The 14,803-nt window shown below is 66.4% G+C and carries 14 protein-coding genes; 2 read left to right on the top strand and 12 right to left on the bottom strand.

From position 1 onward, the window contains the following. Nucleotides 1-22 precede the first annotated feature (22 nt). From iolB to iolC, 3 genes are read right to left on the bottom strand one after another with little or no spacing between them, the layout of a single operon-like run. Nucleotides 23-898, bottom strand: a complete 876-nt coding sequence (iolB, locus tag M3T53_RS01970) for a 5-deoxy-glucuronate isomerase (protein ID WP_272432759.1) — start codon at nt 896-898, stop codon at nt 23-25. Further along, on the bottom strand, nt 895-1,758 hold the full coding sequence (locus tag M3T53_RS01975; protein WP_272432760.1) for a Cgl0159 family (beta/alpha)8-fold protein: 864 nt from the start codon (nt 1,756-1,758) through the stop codon (nt 895-897). Before M3T53_RS01975 ends, iolB begins: the two co-directional genes overlap by 4 nt. Beyond that, nucleotides 1,755-2,765, bottom strand: a complete 1,011-nt coding sequence (gene iolC / locus M3T53_RS01980; RefSeq protein WP_272432761.1) for a 5-dehydro-2-deoxygluconokinase — start codon at nt 2,763-2,765, stop codon at nt 1,755-1,757. The genes M3T53_RS01975 and iolC overlap by 4 nt, the downstream gene beginning before the upstream one ends. Before the next feature lie 108 nt (nt 2,766-2,873). On the opposite strand from iolC, the gene M3T53_RS01985 reads away from it, so the two are divergent. Continuing rightward, a complete protein-coding gene (locus M3T53_RS01985) occupies nt 2,874-3,644 on the top strand; it encodes a GntR family transcriptional regulator (RefSeq protein ID WP_272432762.1) in 771 nt (256 codons plus the stop codon). Between the two features lie 86 nt (nt 3,645-3,730). Here the strand turns inward: M3T53_RS01985 and M3T53_RS01990 are convergent, their stop codons facing one another. From M3T53_RS01990 to M3T53_RS02005, 4 genes are read right to left on the bottom strand one after another with little or no spacing between them, the layout of a single operon-like run. Then, complete coding sequence (locus M3T53_RS01990) at nt 3,731-5,059, bottom strand: alpha-L-fucosidase (protein WP_272432763.1); 1,329 nt, start codon at nt 5,057-5,059, stop codon at nt 3,731-3,733. A 2-nt stretch (nt 5,060-5,061) separates the two neighbouring features. After that, the gene (locus tag M3T53_RS01995) at nt 5,062-5,904 is read right to left on the bottom strand and encodes a carbohydrate ABC transporter permease (protein ID WP_272432764.1); all 843 of its coding nucleotides are present in this window, start codon (nt 5,902-5,904) and stop codon (nt 5,062-5,064) included. Further along, nucleotides 5,897-6,859, bottom strand: a complete 963-nt coding sequence (locus M3T53_RS02000; protein WP_272432765.1) for a carbohydrate ABC transporter permease — start codon at nt 6,857-6,859, stop codon at nt 5,897-5,899. The genes M3T53_RS01995 and M3T53_RS02000 overlap by 8 nt, the downstream gene beginning before the upstream one ends. A 32-nt stretch (nt 6,860-6,891) precedes the next feature. Beyond that, nucleotides 6,892-8,148 carry an ABC transporter substrate-binding protein gene (locus tag M3T53_RS02005; RefSeq protein ID WP_272432766.1) on the bottom strand — a complete coding sequence of 419 codons (1,257 nt, stop codon included), beginning with the start codon at nt 8,146-8,148 and terminating at the stop codon, nt 6,892-6,894. Nucleotides 8,149-8,428: 280 nt separating this feature from the next. Here M3T53_RS02005 and M3T53_RS02010 point away from each other — a divergent pair, with 280 nt between their 5' ends. Next, complete coding sequence (locus tag M3T53_RS02010; protein ID WP_272432767.1) at nt 8,429-9,406, top strand: hypothetical protein; 978 nt, start codon at nt 8,429-8,431, stop codon at nt 9,404-9,406. A gap of 68 nt (nt 9,407-9,474) precedes the next feature. Here M3T53_RS02010 and M3T53_RS02015 read toward each other — a convergent pair whose 3' ends face one another. From M3T53_RS02015 to M3T53_RS02035, 5 genes are read right to left on the bottom strand one after another with little or no spacing between them, the layout of a single operon-like run. Beyond that, nucleotides 9,475-10,116 (bottom strand): DAK2 domain-containing protein, encoded by a 642-nt coding sequence (locus M3T53_RS02015; RefSeq protein ID WP_272432768.1) that lies wholly within the window; start codon nt 10,114-10,116, stop codon nt 9,475-9,477. Beyond that, nucleotides 10,116-11,123 (bottom strand): dihydroxyacetone kinase subunit DhaK, encoded by a 1,008-nt coding sequence (locus M3T53_RS02020; protein WP_272432769.1) that lies wholly within the window; start codon nt 11,121-11,123, stop codon nt 10,116-10,118. Before M3T53_RS02020 ends, M3T53_RS02015 begins: the two co-directional genes overlap by 1 nt. Before the next feature lie 28 nt (nt 11,124-11,151). Beyond that, on the bottom strand, nt 11,152-12,213 hold the full coding sequence (locus M3T53_RS02025) for an ABC transporter permease (protein WP_272432770.1): 1,062 nt from the start codon (nt 12,211-12,213) through the stop codon (nt 11,152-11,154). After that, on the bottom strand, nt 12,210-13,253 hold the full coding sequence (locus M3T53_RS02030) for an ABC transporter permease (RefSeq protein ID WP_272432771.1): 1,044 nt from the start codon (nt 13,251-13,253) through the stop codon (nt 12,210-12,212). Before M3T53_RS02030 ends, M3T53_RS02025 begins: the two co-directional genes overlap by 4 nt. Beyond that, nucleotides 13,250-14,776 carry a sugar ABC transporter ATP-binding protein gene (locus tag M3T53_RS02035; RefSeq protein ID WP_272432772.1) on the bottom strand — a complete coding sequence of 509 codons (1,527 nt, stop codon included), beginning with the start codon at nt 14,774-14,776 and terminating at the stop codon, nt 13,250-13,252. Before M3T53_RS02035 ends, M3T53_RS02030 begins: the two co-directional genes overlap by 4 nt. Between the last annotated feature and the right edge of the window lie 27 nt (nt 14,777-14,803).

Raw genomic sequence — 14,803 nt, forward strand, 5'->3', positions numbered from 1 at the left:
CGTCTCCTCGGGCCGATAACGGTCAGTTCATGGGGGTCATGGGCAGGCGCGGGTCGATGTCCCGGTCGGACCAGGTCGAGCGCACCCAGGCGTGGCGCGGATCGTCGGTCATCAGCCAGATCGCCTCCTCGGCCGGTCCGGCCATGACGTTGAGGTAGTAGAGGTCGTAACCGGGAGCGGCGACAGTGGGGCCGTGATACCCGTGGGGCATGACGATGACGTCGCCGTCGTGGACCTCGGTGCACACGTCGATGTCGTGGCCGGGCGAGGGGGAGATCCGCTGAAGCGCGAATCCGGGATGGGAATCGCGGCCGGGGCGGATCTCGTAGTAGTAGATCTCTTCGAGGATCCGCTCGTCGTCGGTGTGCTCGTCGTGCTTGTGCGGGGGATAGGAGGACCAATTGCCGCCGGGGGTCAGGACCTCGCAGGCGAGCAGGTGAGAGGTCTTCAGGGCGTTGCCCAGCGCGTAGTTGTTGACCTGCCGCGAGGCCGGTCCCGATCCGCGCAGTCCCGTGACGACCTCGTTGCGGGGGCAGTAGCGCACCGGCAGATCGGTCGTGGCGACGGAGCCGGGCAGGGCGAATCTGCCGCCATGGTCGGATCGCAGCGTGGCGGGGGTGCGGCGCGGGACGTACAGGGAGTCGGTGATGTCCGTGAAGACGGACTCGCGTCCGGCCAGGGAGTAGTCCGCGCCGTTGACGAGGACCGTGCAGGAGCCGGTCAGCGGCAGGACGAGGTATTCAGTGTCGTCGGCGTCGAGGGCGAGGGATTGCCCGGGGGCGAGCTGGACGACGCGCAGGCAGGCCCAGTCCCATCCGCACCCGCGGGGGTCCAGGTCGACTCTGTACGGGCCGTGCGCGGCGGCACCGGATCGGATCGCGTGCTTCTCGTCGTTCACAGCAGCGCCACCGCCCGGTCGACGGCCGAGACGACGTCGTCGTCGGCGGGGTAGAGGAGGGAGCGCCCGACGACGAGGCCGCAGACATTGGGCAGGGCGAGGGCGGACTCCCATCGGGACAGGGCTCGGTCGGGGTCGGCGGGGACCTCTCCGCCGAGGATCAGGCTGGGCAGGGTCGTCGTTTGCATGACTCGCTCCATGTCGGGGACGCAGGGGAGTTTGAGCCAGGTCCGGGCCGTCGTCGATCCGAGGCCCTGGGCGATGGCGATGGAGGTGATGACGGCATCGGGGTCGAGGTCGTTGACGACCGTCGTCCCTCGCCTGGTGGAGAGGAAGGGCTCGATCATCGCGCTCAGGCCGCGCTCGGCGAGACCGTCGAGGGCGGCGGAGGCCGATTCGAGGAGGCGGGGGGTCGCCGGGTCGGCGTAGTCGATGCGTAGGAGCATCTTCCCGCCGTCGAGCCCGGCTCGCTCGATGCCTCCGGGAGTGTAGGCGGTGAAGCGGTCGTCGATCTCGAAGGAGGAGCCGTAGAGGCCCCCGCGGTTCATCGAGCCCCAGACGTTCTTCCCGTCGAGGGCTCCGAGGAGGGCGAGGTCCTCGATGAGGTCGGCGGTTCCGAGGAACCCGGTGACCCCGGGGCGGGCGAGAGCCGTGGACGCCCTGGCGAGGAGGTCTTCGCGGTCGGCCATGGCCATGGGCCTCCCGCCCGCGCCGAGGGCCGCGCGAGCGGGGTGATCGCAGGCGATGATCAGGTGCCGGGCCGGGCAGGCCGGGGCGGGGCGGCGACGCTGGGCCAGTGCCGTGCGGATGAGGTCGGGGTCATCTCGCCGGATCGCGGTCAGCCGTTCGATGAGCGTCATCGTCGGCGTCTTTCGATGACCGGTGCGGACTGGGCGGTGGCGGTGATGAGAGCGAGGACCTCGTCCTGCGTCGGCATGGCGGTCGAGCATTCGAGGCGGGTGGCGACGATGGCGCCGGCGGTCGAGGCGAACTGGAGGGTCCGACCGAGATCCCATTCTTCGAGGAGTCCGTGGCAGAAGGCGCCGCCGAAAGCGTCTCCCGCTCCTAGCCCGTTGCACACATCGACGGGGGTGACGGGAACGACGATCCGTTCGTCCCGGGTCTTGGCGAGGGTCCCGAGGGGCCCCTGCTTGACGACGGCGACCTCGACGCCCCGGTCGAGGAGGGCGTCGGCGGCCCGGTCGGGGTCGGTCTCGCCGACGGCGATCCGGCATTCCTCCGCGTTCCCGATGGCGATGGTCGCCGTACCGAGGACGCGCGCGACCTCGGTACGGGCCTCGTCCTCGTCGGCCCAGAACATCGGTCGGTAGTCGAGGTCGAGGATCGTCGTGCCGGCGCCCCCTCTGGCGTCGAGGGCCGCGTGGTGAGCGGATCGGGAGGGTTCGGCGGACAAGCCGGTGACGGACAGCCAGAGGATCGCGCAGCCGGCGACGGCGTCGACGGGAACGTCCTCAGGGGTGATCTGCAAGTCGGGGGCCGAGGGCTGCCGGTAGAAGTAGAGGGGGAAGTCGTCGGGCGGGAATATCTCGCAGAAAGTGACAGGGGTATTGAGCCGGGGGTCGACGACGACGTGGCGATCGTCGACCCCCAGGCGTCGCATCTCCGCGCGGACGTATCGCCCGAACGGGTCGTCGCCGACTCCGGTGAGGATCGCGCACTCGTGGCCCAGACGGGCGGCGGCGACGGCAACGTTCATGGGCGATCCACCGAGGAACTTGCCGAAGGAGGTGACCTCCTCGAGACCGACCCCTATATCGAGCGGATATATGTCAACCCCGCTCCTGCCAATCGTCAGGAGATCTGGATTCTTGGTCTTTCCCATGATCCATCCGCTTTCCCTCGTCATTGATGGGGTGTGGGCATTAGTAGTATTGTCACTGAGAACACCTACTGTCAATATTTGTTAGAACATTTAGTCCTCCGGGTTCACCCACCCGAGCCGAAGGAGAAGGCCGTGAGCAGCCCCCGGGGTCTCGACGCCCCCTATATCGCCGAAGTGACGATCGACCGGAGCAGCGCGATCCCGCTCTACAGCCAGATCGCTGCCCCCCTCGAGCATCTCATCACCTCCGGAGAGCTCCCCCCCGGGCAGCTCATCGAGGACGAGGTCTCCATGGCCCACCGGCTCGCGGTATCCCGTCCGACCGCGCGCCGCGCCCTCCAGGACCTCGTCTCCCGGGGCCTCTTAACCCGCAGGCGCGGAGCCGGCACTCATGTCACGCCGACCCACGTCCGACGCCCGCTATCCCTGACCTCGCTCAACGACGACCTCGTCAAGGCCGGGTTCACCCCGCGCACCGAAGTCCTCTCCTACTCGATCAGCCTGGCCGACGCGGCCGACGCTCAACGCCTCGGATGCCCCGAATCCCAGGAAATCGTCCGGATCGTCAGACGACGCCTCGTCGACGACCAGCCACTCGCCCTCATGACGAACATCCTCGGGGCCGACATCGCCCCCACGCTCACCCGGCTCAGCGAGAAGGGCCTGTACTCCTGCCTCGCGGATCTCGGCATCAAACCCGTGTCCGCCCAGCAATCCATCGGCGCGCGCGCACTCGCCGACGACGAGGCCCCCCTGCTCGGCATGAGCGCCGGCGACCCGGCCCTGACCATGGAGCGCACCGCCTTCGACGCCAACGGCAGGACCGTCGAATACGGATCCCACGTCTACAACGCCGACCTGTACTCGTTCCGATTCACCCTCAACGACTCCGGCACCGCCTGAGCACTCCACGGGCGACCAGCGGCGCCGCCCGGCGGTCCGAACCCGAGGCTCCCCTACCGTCCACGCCCCGCCGTCCGCAGTCCGGATCACCCCATCGGGGCCGTGACGACGGCCGGAACCCCCTCGCCGACCTCGACCGCGAGCGCCCCGTCCACGTAGGAGGCGCGACCGCGCGACGCCACCGCGCGCGACCAGTCGAACCCGGCGGGCAGGGCTCCGACCCGCGACGCCGACGCGTCGACGAAGACCGCCGCATGATCCTCGTGGGCCAGCGCCCGCGCCCACCCGTCGCACTCCACTCCCCCGGGGACGACCGACCCGCCGACGAGCTCCACCTTGTGCGGGCCCATGAACTCCGCGAGCCCCTCGAGCGCGGCGACCTGCTCGTCGGGCAACGACCCGTCGGCGCGCGGCCCCACGTCGAGGAGCAGTCTGCCTCCCTTGGCGACGACGTCGATCAGGTGGCGCACGGCGCCCGGCCCGTCGAGGTACTGCTCGGGCCCCTCGTTGCGGTTGTACCCGAAGGACAGGCCGACCCCCCGGCAGTTCTCCCACACGGCCGCCTCCTCCGACGCTCCGAAGTGCTGATACTCCGACGTCAGGAAATCCGAGTGCACTCCCCCGTACCGGTCGTTCGTCACCCCCTCGGGGCACACCGCGTAGAAGTGCTCCATCAGGCGCCCCAGGCCGTGCTCGGAGAAGTTCTTGCCCGCGTCGGGCCAGTTGATGTCGTTCCAGTACACGTCCGGGCGGTAGCGGTCGATGAGGTCCTTCGAGTGGACGAAGGCGTAGCGCGCGTACTCGGCGTCCTTGGGGCGGAACAGGTCGTTGCACTCCTCGTCGGCCATGATCGGGGGGAACGGCCGGTAGTGCCAGTCGAGGCCCCCGGAGTAGTACAGGCCGACGCGCATCCCGGCGGCGCGCGTCGAGTCGCAGAACTCCTCGACGATGTTCCGCCGGGGTCCGCGGCGCACGGTGTTGCGACTGCCGGTCTCGGGGGCGTCCCACAGGGTGATGCCGTCGTGGTGCTTGGTCGTCAGGACCGCGTAGTCGGCGCCGGCTCGGACGAAGAGTCTCGTCCAATCGTCGGGGTCCCAGGCCGAGGCATCCCACATGTCGAGGAACGAGTCGTAGTCGAGGGAGCCGTACAGGTCGCGGTGGCGGACCTGGGCGGGCGAGCCGTCGATGCGGATCGTGTTGTAGTACCACTCGGCGTAGGAGTTGTGGGTGAACCAGGCGGCCCAGTCCGATTCGGTGCCGAGTTCGCCGTGGTCCTCAGCCCATGCGGGCACCGAGTAGGCGCCCCAGTGGACGAAGAACCCGAGGGGGGTGTCCGCGTACCACTGCGGGGTCGGGCGCGCGAGATCCTCCCACGAGGTCGCGGTGTAGGTAACGGGAACGGACGGGAATCTCATGATCAGCGGCCTCCGAATGCGCCGAGAGCGACGCCTTTCTCCAGTTGCCTTTGAAGAAAGACGACGATGAGGAACGAGGGGATGGTCGTCATGGTCACGGCGGCCATCATCGGCCCCCAGTCGGTCCCCCGCTCACCGGAGAACATCTGGAGGCCCAGCGGGATCGTCGCCATGGTCTGATCGTTGACGACGATCAGGGGCCACAGGAACGTCGACCAGTAGTCGATGAAAGCGAAGACGCCGACGACGAGGATCGGGGCCTTGAGGAGGGGCAGGAGGATCCTCGTCATCATCGTCAGGTCGTTGCACCCGTCGATCCTCGCGGCCTCCTCGAATTCGAGGGGGAGCTGCATGAGGAACTGGCGGATGAGGAACGCCCCGAACGCCCCGAAGGCGAAGGGGACGATGAGCGCGAAGTAGGAGTTCACCAGCCCCAGGCGCTGCATCCCGATGAACAGGGGGATGACGAGGACCTCCTGGGGCAGGACGAGGGTGGCGACGAATAGGGCGAAGAGGTGGCGGCGGAACCTGAAGCGCAGTCGGGCGAACGCGTAGGCCGACAGCACCGAGACGAGCATCGCCAGCAGGGAGCCGAGGACGGACACGAGGATCGAGTTGAGGATCACCCGCGCGAAGGGGATCGACGTCAGGGCGGACGGATAGTTCGACCATTCGATGCGCGAGGCCGTCAGCGAGGCGCCCGAGGAGAACACCTCGGCCGTGGGCTTGAGGGAGGTGGCGAGCATCCAGACGAAGGGGAAGAGGAAGAAGGCCGCGATGAGTGTCAGGCCGATGGCCGATACCGCGGCGAAGACCGTGCGCGAGGCCGACGAGGAGTTACGCATCGTAGGTCACCCACTTCTTCTGCTGGCTGAACTGGAGGGCGGTCAGGACCATGACGACGACGAAGAGCACCCAGGCCAGGGCCGAGGCGTAGCCGAGCCGGTCGAATGCGAAGCCGTTGCGGTACAAGTGCAGGACCATCGTGTTCGTCGACTCGCCGGGGCCGCCCATCGTCAGGAAGTACGGCTGGGCGAAGACCTTGAACGCCCCGATGACGGTCATGATCGTGCAGAAGAAGACGGTCGGGGAGATCATCGGGAAGACGACGGAGAAGAACCTCTGCCACCCGTTGACGCCGTCGATCTGCGCGGCTTCGAGGACCGATGTGTTGAGGCCGTTGAGACCCGCGGTCAGGACGACGATGTTGTACCCCAGGCCCTGCCACAGGGACATCATCAGCAGGGACGCCATCGCCAGCGACGGTTCGTTGAGCCAGGAGACCGGGCCGATGCCGAGCGCGGACAGCCAGGCGTTGACGACTCCCTGATCGGACAGGAGCAGGCGCCAGATCAAGGCGTTGCCGGCCATGGGGGTGACGACGGGGATGAAGAAGACGACGCTCAGGACCCGCGACCAGAACTCGGGGATGTGCTGGAGCCAGTACGACAGGCCGAGCGAGATCACGAGGTTGAGGAGCGTGTAGAGGAGGGCGAAGACCGCCGTGTTGCGCATGACGGTCCAGAACGCGGGGTCCGCGCCGGACAGCATCCTGCGGTAGTTGCCCAGCCCGACGAACTCGGCGCCGCCGAACAGCGACCAGTCGAAGAGGCTGACGATGAGCGAGGCGATGAGGGGGACGATGATGAAGCTGAGGAATCCGAGCATCCCCGGCGCGAGGTAGATCGCCGCCCGCAGTCCGTCGCCCAGCCCCCGGCGGGTCGCGGGCCCGGCGTGGGAGCCGGTCCCGCGACCCGCATCGGATGGGGCCGGGAGCGCGACGATGTTTGTGGTACTCACTCAACCACCTGCTCCCTGTCGGCGCCCGCGGGTCACCCGGCGGCCTGGGAGATCGACGTGAGGATGTCCTGCGCCGTCCTCGTGCCGCGGAACCCCTCGGGGCTGTACTGGATGAAGGACGTCGTCATCTGGTTCCACGCGGGGGTGGTCACCAGGGGGGTGCCGTTGTCCAGGAGGGCCTCGATGGCGGCGACGGAGTCCTCCGGCTTGCCTTCGGCCCACTGGTCCATCTGGGAGGCGACCGATGGGACGGTGCCCCGGACGGAGGCGACGGCGCCGATGACCTCGGGGGCGACGAGCTGCTTGAGGACCTTGAACGCCGCCTCCTTGTCGGGGCAGTTCTTGGCGATGCCGAATCCGGAGCCCTGGACGACGCCGAGGGGGGTGCCGGTGGGGCTGGGGACGACGGCGACCCCGAGGTCGTCTCCGAGCTGGGCCTCGAAGGTCCCGTACATCCACGGGCCGTCGAAGAGCATGGCGGCGGTGCCGGAGGTGAAGGCCCCCTGCGAGGGCCCGTCGCCGTCGGCGGCGTTGGGGGCCTGGGCGACGCCCTCGACGGCGACGAGGTCGAAGGCGAATTGGACGCCGTCGACGTAGTCGGGCTCGGCGAGGGTGACGGCGCCGCCGTCGCTGACGGCGCCGCCGAAGGCGTGGGCGAGGGCGCCGGGGGCGTTGTCCATCATCGCGGGCTTAACGGCCAGCCCCCATCGTCCATCCCCGGTCAGGGCCTTGGCGTCGGAGAGGAACTGCTCGGTCGTGTAATCGAGTCCGGGCTCGGCCAAGCCGGCCTCGGCGAAGAGGGCGCGGTTGTAGTAGAGGACGTCCGGTTCGGCGTCGTAGGGCAGGGCGACGACGGATCCGTTGACCGTCATCCCCTCCATCATCGCCGCGTTGTACATCGAGGCGTCGACGCCCTCCGCCTTCATCAGGTCGTCCAAGGGGGAGAGGATGCCGTCGAGCTCCTGGGCTCGGGCGGCCTGGGTGGTGAGGATGCAGGGGGCGTCATCCCCCAGCATCCGGGTCTTGACCTTGGTGAAATAGTCGTTGAAAGAGGGCCCGTCGAAAGTCAGGCGGAAGTCCGGGTTGGCTTTCGTCGCCGCGTCGACAAAGGCCTGCCATTGCTCGCGGTCGGATTCATGGGAGACCCAGGCGTACATCTGCGTCGCCCGGTCGGAGGAGCCCGCGGCGCCGGATTGCCCCGCCGATCCGCCACATGCGCTCAGGACCAGGGCCGGGACGGCGAGGAGGGCAACGAGAGTTCCCCGGCGCGCCATATGTTGATTGTTCATGTCAGCCTCTTCTTCCTTGAGGGAACGAGTGGGGACTCGCACCTGGCGGCGAATCCTCCCACCGTCGGACGATTCTGAAACACCTGACATTTAAGGTCATGGTTCATCTTTGAATATGACATACCCAACGTTAGCAGTCCTTATTGATAAGGACAATGATCCTTCTGCTTCGATTCCAGATCGTGATGCTGCGCAACCGCCTCGCCCATGACGCCGCCCACCTAGTATGGCGGACGCCCGTGAAACTTCACGAGAACCCGACGACGACGAGGAGGCCCTGATGGAACTCACCATCGGAACCACGAGCACCCGAGCGACCATTCAACTGCTCGGCGCGATGACGACGGCCGTCTTCGAGGCGGGGACGGCACGCGAGTTCTCCCCGCTGTACACGGCCGGCTGGTCCGGATTCCCCCAGGTCCCCCTGCTCGACAGGCTGCGCGGCGACTTCCTGTGCGTCCCCTTCGGCGCGGCCCCCGACACCGCCGAGGCCCTGCCCGAGCCGTGGCGGACCGGATACGCGGGCCCGGGACGATGGGTGCACGGGCTGTCGTCGAACGCCCCGTGGGAGGTCGTCGCCCACGACGGGGACCGAGCGGTCCTCCGACTCGACTACGACGACGACTCGCCCGTCGCCCGCGTCGAGCGGACGGTCTCGTGCGCCGAGGGCGCCGTCGAGTTCGTCGACGCCATCGTCATGCGCGCCGACGCCCGCCTGCCCCTCGGCCTCCACCCGATCCTCCGACTGCCCGACTCCCCGGGAGCGGCGCGCCTGGAGCTACCCGGATGCCGAGAGGTCTGGCCGCTGCCCTCGGACTCGGGCACGTCCGTCCTCGACAACTCCGCCCCCTTCCCCGACCCGACCCAGGCCCCGCGCGCCGATGGGGGGACCATCGACCTGACGCGCCTGCCGCTGACGGAGAGGGTCGACGAGATCCTCCTCGTCGCCGATCCGGACGAGCCGACCATCGGCCTCGTCAACGAGGAGGAGGGCTACCGGGTCGGAGTCGAATGGGACCCGGAGCACCTGTCGAGCGCGCTCCTGTGGATCTCGAACCGCGGGCGCCAAGGGGAGCCGTGGGCGGGGCGCAACGTGTGCCTGGGGGTCGAGCCGATCACCTCGGCCTTCGACTTCGGCGAGGGCGTGTCCGCGGCCGACAACCCCCTGGCCGCCGCGGGTGTGCGGACCACGGTCGACCTGCGCGCCGGCGAACGCTATGAGATCCGCCACCGGATCACCGGCCGGTCGCTGCGCTGACCGCGTCGGGCCGCAACGAGGGCGCGGCGCGGATGGGACGAACCCGATCCGCGCCGCGCCTCGATCGTTCAGAGCGCTCCTTGAGGTCCTCGTTCTCCCGAAGCCGCATCTCTCCATGCCTCGAGAGCGCGGAGGAATGCCGTTGCCCCGGGGTCCTGCAAGCCGATACTGCGATCCTGCAACCACGAGGCCCGTCCCTTGCGCGATTGCAGGGTGCGCGTCTCGACGACGGCCCGCGCCGACGCGGCGATCGCGTGACCCAACGGATCCGGATCATCGCCATGAGCCTCCAGGGCGTCGACGGCCGGGACCATCGCGTCCAGGATCGTCTTGTCCCCCACCTGGCTCTTGCCCCGGTACGAGATCGACGCGGCTGCGGCGCGAATGAACTCGACGGCATCGGCGAGGTCCACCTCGTCCTTGCCCGCCCACACCTTCGTCCCGGCAAGCAGGCCCCCGGCGACGAGCGCGGCCATCGTCGACGGATTCGCATTGGCGAACGCCCTGGCGCACGCTTTCGTGATGTCACTGGGGGACGAAGCAGGGCTCACGTCGCCCATCGCTGCCGCGACGGCATTCGCACCGGCGGAAATGGTGATCCCCAGGTCGCCATCCCCCAGGACCTGATCGAGATCGCGCAGCTCATCGGCCGATTCGGTCAGCAGGCGCATCGTCTGAGTGATCTGTTCGATGAGTTCCGCAGAGCGCATCAGCGGCCGACCTCCTCGAAGAACGGAGAGCGCGCCGGCGCGTCCAGGAGCTCGACGAGCTCGTCGTCGAGCTTGAGCAGGGAGATCGACGCCCCCGCCATCTCCAGGCTCGTGGCGTACTCGCCGACATATTTCCTTTCGATACGGATCCCGGATCCGCTCAGGCGCTGGTGAACACGCCGGTACAGCACGTACAGCTCCTCCAGCGGAGTAGCGCCGAGGCCGTTGACGAGGACCGCGACCCGATCGCCCTCGTCGAGGTCGAGATCGGCGATGATCGCATCGAGGATCGTATCGGCGATCTCATCAGCGGTCCTCAGCTTGCCGCGATGAATCCCCGGCTCCCCATGGATGCCGATGCCGATCTCCATCTCGCCATCGGGAAGGTCGAAGCTCGCCGCGCCCGTCGTCGGCAGGATCGTCGGGGACAGCCCCACTCCCATCGTCGCCGTCCGGTCGACGACCTTCTCGGCGACAGCGGCGACCTCGTCGAGGCCGTCTCCGCGCTCGGCCGCAGCCCCGGCGGCCTTGTAGGCGAAGAAAATCCCCGCGACACCGCGTCGGTCGAGCGCCCGCTCCTTGGGCTGCGAAGCGACATCATCACGCCCCAGAACGGTTCGAGTCTCGATGTCCTCCAGTTCGAGCATGTCGCAGGCGAGATCGAAGTTGAAGACGTCGCCGCCATAGTTGCCGTAGAGGAAGAGGACTCCGCGGCCGCCATCGACTGCTTTGGCCGCCTCGGAAATCTGCTGAACGGAGGGTGAGCTGAAGACATTGCCGATAGCCACCCCCGAGCACAGTCCGCGGCCGACGTAGCCCTTGAAGAGCGGCAGATGCCCGGATCCGCCCCCGGTGACGATGCCGACCTTGCCCTCGACTGGGGCGTCGGCGCGCACGAGGACGCGCGGATCATCGCCCGGGGTCATGACCTCATCGGGATGGGCCAGGAGGATTCCCTCGATCATTTCATCGACGAAGCGATCGGGAGTGTTGATGATCTTCTTCATGTTCAGTCCTTCCGAAACTGAGTGGTCGTCAGCTCGTGCGAGAGCTGAGTCGTGGGATGAGAGAGGCCCAATCGATCCGATCGATGACGAGGACCGCGATGAGGATGACACCTTGGGCGATGGAGTACTGGAACGTGGACAACCGCAATGCGGTGAAACCCGACTGGACGATCTGCAAAGTCATCGCAGCGAGGAAGACTCCCGTGACGGTGGCGAACCCTCCATTCGGATTAGTCCCGCCGAGGACCGCGATGACGATGACGAGGAGCACGTAGGAGGCCCCATAGTCCGCTGAAGCCGTCGGGTTGCGCGAGATGAACATGACTCCCGTGATCGCGCCGAGCATGCCCGTCAACACATAGGAGCGCATGAGCAGGCGCGTCGATTTGATGCCCGAGAATCGGGCGGCGACGGGATTCGAGCCCTGGAGGCTCAGACCCAGGCCGAGAGGCGTCTTGTTGATGAGGAACCCGACCACGAGGGCGACCGCCAGGAAGACGAGGAAGAGCACCGGGATTCCGGCGATCGCCGTCTTGCCGAAAGCGGTGAGGGATTCGGGCGACCCGTAGAGCGTCTTGCCACCGGTCCACACAACCGCCAGGCCGTTGAAGATCTGCATCGTTCCGAGCGTTGCGAGGATGGGTGTGACTCCCACGTACGCGATGAGGACGCCGTTGAACGCGCCCGCCGCGGTACCGACGAGGACGCCCAGGACGATGATCAACGGCGCCATCGCCTCGGCCCTGCCGGGGTCTGTCAGGGCGATCGCGCTGTAGGTCGTCGAGATCGTGATCGCGCACAGATTGGCGATGGACACGAGCGACAGGTCGATGCCACCGGTGAGCATCGCGATCATCATCGCGATGGCCAGGATCCCGATCTCCGGGACCGCCAGGAGCATGTTCTGGAGATTGAGACCGGTGAGAAAGACCCTGGGCGACATGATCGTGAAGAACCCGAAAGCGATGAGGACGATGATCGCCATCCGCGTCACACCATTTGCACGGCGGAGCCTGGCGAGCATCCGCTCGGTGAAGCCATCGACCCGCCCATTGGCTCGACGCATCTGCTCAGTGATTTCAGCGCTCATGACACCGCTCCTTCACCCTCAGCCCGGCGCCCCTGTCGGCGCGCGGACAGCGCCTGAATTCCAACGCCGACGATGAGAAGGAAGCCAACAGCGGTACGCTGCCAGGCACTCGGAACGCCGACGAGGATCAAGCTGTTATTAATCAGTTGGACGAGGAGGACGCCCAGGACGGTGCCGCGTACAGTTCCACGGCCCCCGAAAACCGATGCTCCGCCCAGGACGACGGCGGCGATGATGTCGAGCTCATTGCCGACGAGTTCCTGCGGATTCGCCGAACGCCCCATGATCATGTAGATCATCCCGGCGGTGGCGGCCATGACGCCGACGATGACGTAGACCCAAATCTGGGTCCGCTTGACACGGATGCCGGCTCGGCTGGCTGACTCGATGTCGCCTCCGATGGCGTAGATCGAGCGGCCGAACATCGTTCGGGCGAGCATCCAGGCAACGACTAGCGCGAGGATCAGGGCCGGAACAATGAGGACGTGAAGCATCGCCATACCCGTATCGGTCTTGACCGACATCACGTTGGTCGTCGAGATCGAGGCCATGCCGTCGGGTAATTGGGCGATGTATTTCGAGCCGACGTAAGCCAAGAGGAATCCTTGGAAGATCCCCTGCGTACCGAGGGTGACGATCAGGGTGGGGAGCTTAAATTTCGAGATGACGAATCCGTTGATGAGCCCCAGAAGCGCGCCGATGGCGAGGGCCATCGCGAAAGAGCCGATGAGTCCGAGGTCGAACCCCATGGTCAGCTGGAAGACGATCGTCGAATACGAGGCAAAGGCAGCGATAGCTGCGAACGATACGTCGATTCCGCCCGAAATGATGACCAAGAGGACTCCGAGCGCATAGATCAACGGAACGATGGAGGAGCGCAGGAGCGCGAACATCGTGGCGAGCGTGAAGAATGACGGGCTCACGGCCGACATGACGGCGACGAGGACGAGGAGGACCAGGAGGATCACGCCCTCGTTATTAGGCCCCTTGACCGTGCGCAGAACGCGCGAGACGCCCATGTTGTGGGTTTTCGTGCTCATGCGACAACCAGCTTTCGAATCGCGTCGACCTCGACCTCATCCCCTGTTAATTCCGCTGCAATGCGCCCGGATTGGGTAACGAGCACACGGTGGCAGCAGGAGACAAGCTCAGGAGCGTCGTCGGAAATGACGAGAACGGCCATTCCTTGATCGGCCTGCTCGCGCAGGATGTCGAGGATTTCAGCCTTCGATCCGACATCGACTCCGACCGTGGGACCGTTGAGGATCAGGACTTTTGGTCGACGAGCAAGCCATTTGGCCAGGACGACCCGTTGGGCATTCCCGCCCGACAGAGAGCGGACAGGCTCATCGACATCGGGGGCCTTGATCCGCAAGGAATGGAAGTAGTGGCTGATAGTCTCCCGGATCTTCGCAGCGGTCAGGGTGTGCATGCGAGAGGTGTGATGGTCCAGTGAGGCCGCGATGACGTTGTCGGCGATCGATTTGTCGAGGAAGAGTCCTTCCGTCAGCCGATCTTCGGGGACGTATCCGATGCCTGCGGTGATGGCGTCGTCGATGGATCGGATGGGGACGGGTTTTCCGTCGACCGAGATCGTCCCACTGTCAATCGGGACGAGTCCGAAGAGTGCTTCGGCGATTTCGGACCGCCCGGAGCCGAGCAGGCCCGTGAGCCCGACGATCTCTCCACTGCGGATCTGGAAGGAGACGTCGTCGAGCATCCCGATGGAAGTGAGGTGCGAAACCTCCAGGGCGACGGGGGCGTCGGGCGCCACATCGCTGACGCGCCGGGTTTGATCGAGAGAGCGCCCCGTCATGTACTGGGTGATCTGCTCGCGATCAAGCTGGGCGACAGGACTGTCGATGACGTTGAGCCCCGAGCGCATGATCGTTACCCGCTGGGAGATGCGCATAACCTCGTCAAGCTTGTGGGAGACGAAAACGAGGGCGACGCCTTCGACGCGAAGTTTCTCGACGACGGTAAAGAGACGTTCAACTTCATGCTGGGTGAGGGCCGTTGTCGGCTCGTCCATCACGAGAAGCCGAACATCGTTGGCCAATGCACGGCAGATCGCCGTGAGTTGTTTATCGGCGACAGACAGCTTCTCGACATCGCTGGTCAACGGGAGGGCGATGCCGAGTCTGTCGATGACGGCTTGAGCACGATCAACGCTGTCTTTGGGCGAATAGGAGCGGTGGCGCTGGGATACCGCACTAGTCATCGTGATGTTCTCGGCGACGGAAAGATTAGGAAAGAGGGAGAAGTCTTGGTAGATGACTTGAATCCCGGCCTTCATCGCCGCCAGGGGGGAGAGTCCGTCGTGGACCTCTCCCCTGATAGTGATGGTCCCCGCGTCGGGTTTGTGCACTCCTGAGATCACTTTGATCAAAGTGGATTTGCCGCACCCGTTCTCTCCGGCCAGGCACAAAACCTCACCGGGGAACACGGAAAGGGAGACGCCGCCCAGGGCCTTGACTCCTCCGAAGGTCTTGACGATTCCGTCAACCTCAAGGAATGGGGTCGTAGATTCTGGCACGTCGAGTGTTGGTTCCTCGTAGCTCATGGGTTTCCTCCGTTCGGGGCGATCGCA

Source organism: Actinomyces sp. B33 (assembly GCF_028437565.1).
Lineage (GTDB): Bacteria > Actinomycetota > Actinomycetes > Actinomycetales > Actinomycetaceae > Pauljensenia.

Coding starts and splice junctions, on each gene's coding strand:
- M3T53_RS02020 (WP_272432769.1), bottom strand. CDS start 11,123: ATGAAGAAGATCATCAACACTCCCGATCGCTTCGTCGATGAAATGATC.
- M3T53_RS01995 (WP_272432764.1), bottom strand. CDS start 5,904: ATGCGTAACTCCTCGTCGGCCTCGCGCACGGTCTTCGCCGCGGTATCG.
- M3T53_RS01975 (WP_272432760.1), bottom strand. CDS start 1,758: ATGACGCTCATCGAACGGCTGACCGCGATCCGGCGAGATGACCCCGAC.
- M3T53_RS01990 (WP_272432763.1), bottom strand. CDS start 5,059: ATGAGATTCCCGTCCGTTCCCGTTACCTACACCGCGACCTCGTGGGAG.
- M3T53_RS02015 (WP_272432768.1), bottom strand. CDS start 10,116: ATGCGCTCTGCGGAACTCATCGAACAGATCACTCAGACGATGCGCCTG.
- M3T53_RS02005 (WP_272432766.1), bottom strand. CDS start 8,148: ATGAACAATCAACATATGGCGCGCCGGGGAACTCTCGTTGCCCTCCTC.
- M3T53_RS02030 (WP_272432771.1), bottom strand. CDS start 13,253: ATGAGCACGAAAACCCACAACATGGGCGTCTCGCGCGTTCTGCGCACG.
- iolC (WP_272432761.1), bottom strand. CDS start 2,765: ATGACGAGGGAAAGCGGATGGATCATGGGAAAGACCAAGAATCCAGAT.
- M3T53_RS02010 (WP_272432767.1), top strand. CDS start 8,429: ATGGAACTCACCATCGGAACCACGAGCACCCGAGCGACCATTCAACTG.
- M3T53_RS02035 (WP_272432772.1), bottom strand. CDS start 14,776: ATGAGCTACGAGGAACCAACACTCGACGTGCCAGAATCTACGACCCCA.
- M3T53_RS02025 (WP_272432770.1), bottom strand. CDS start 12,213: ATGAGCGCTGAAATCACTGAGCAGATGCGTCGAGCCAATGGGCGGGTC.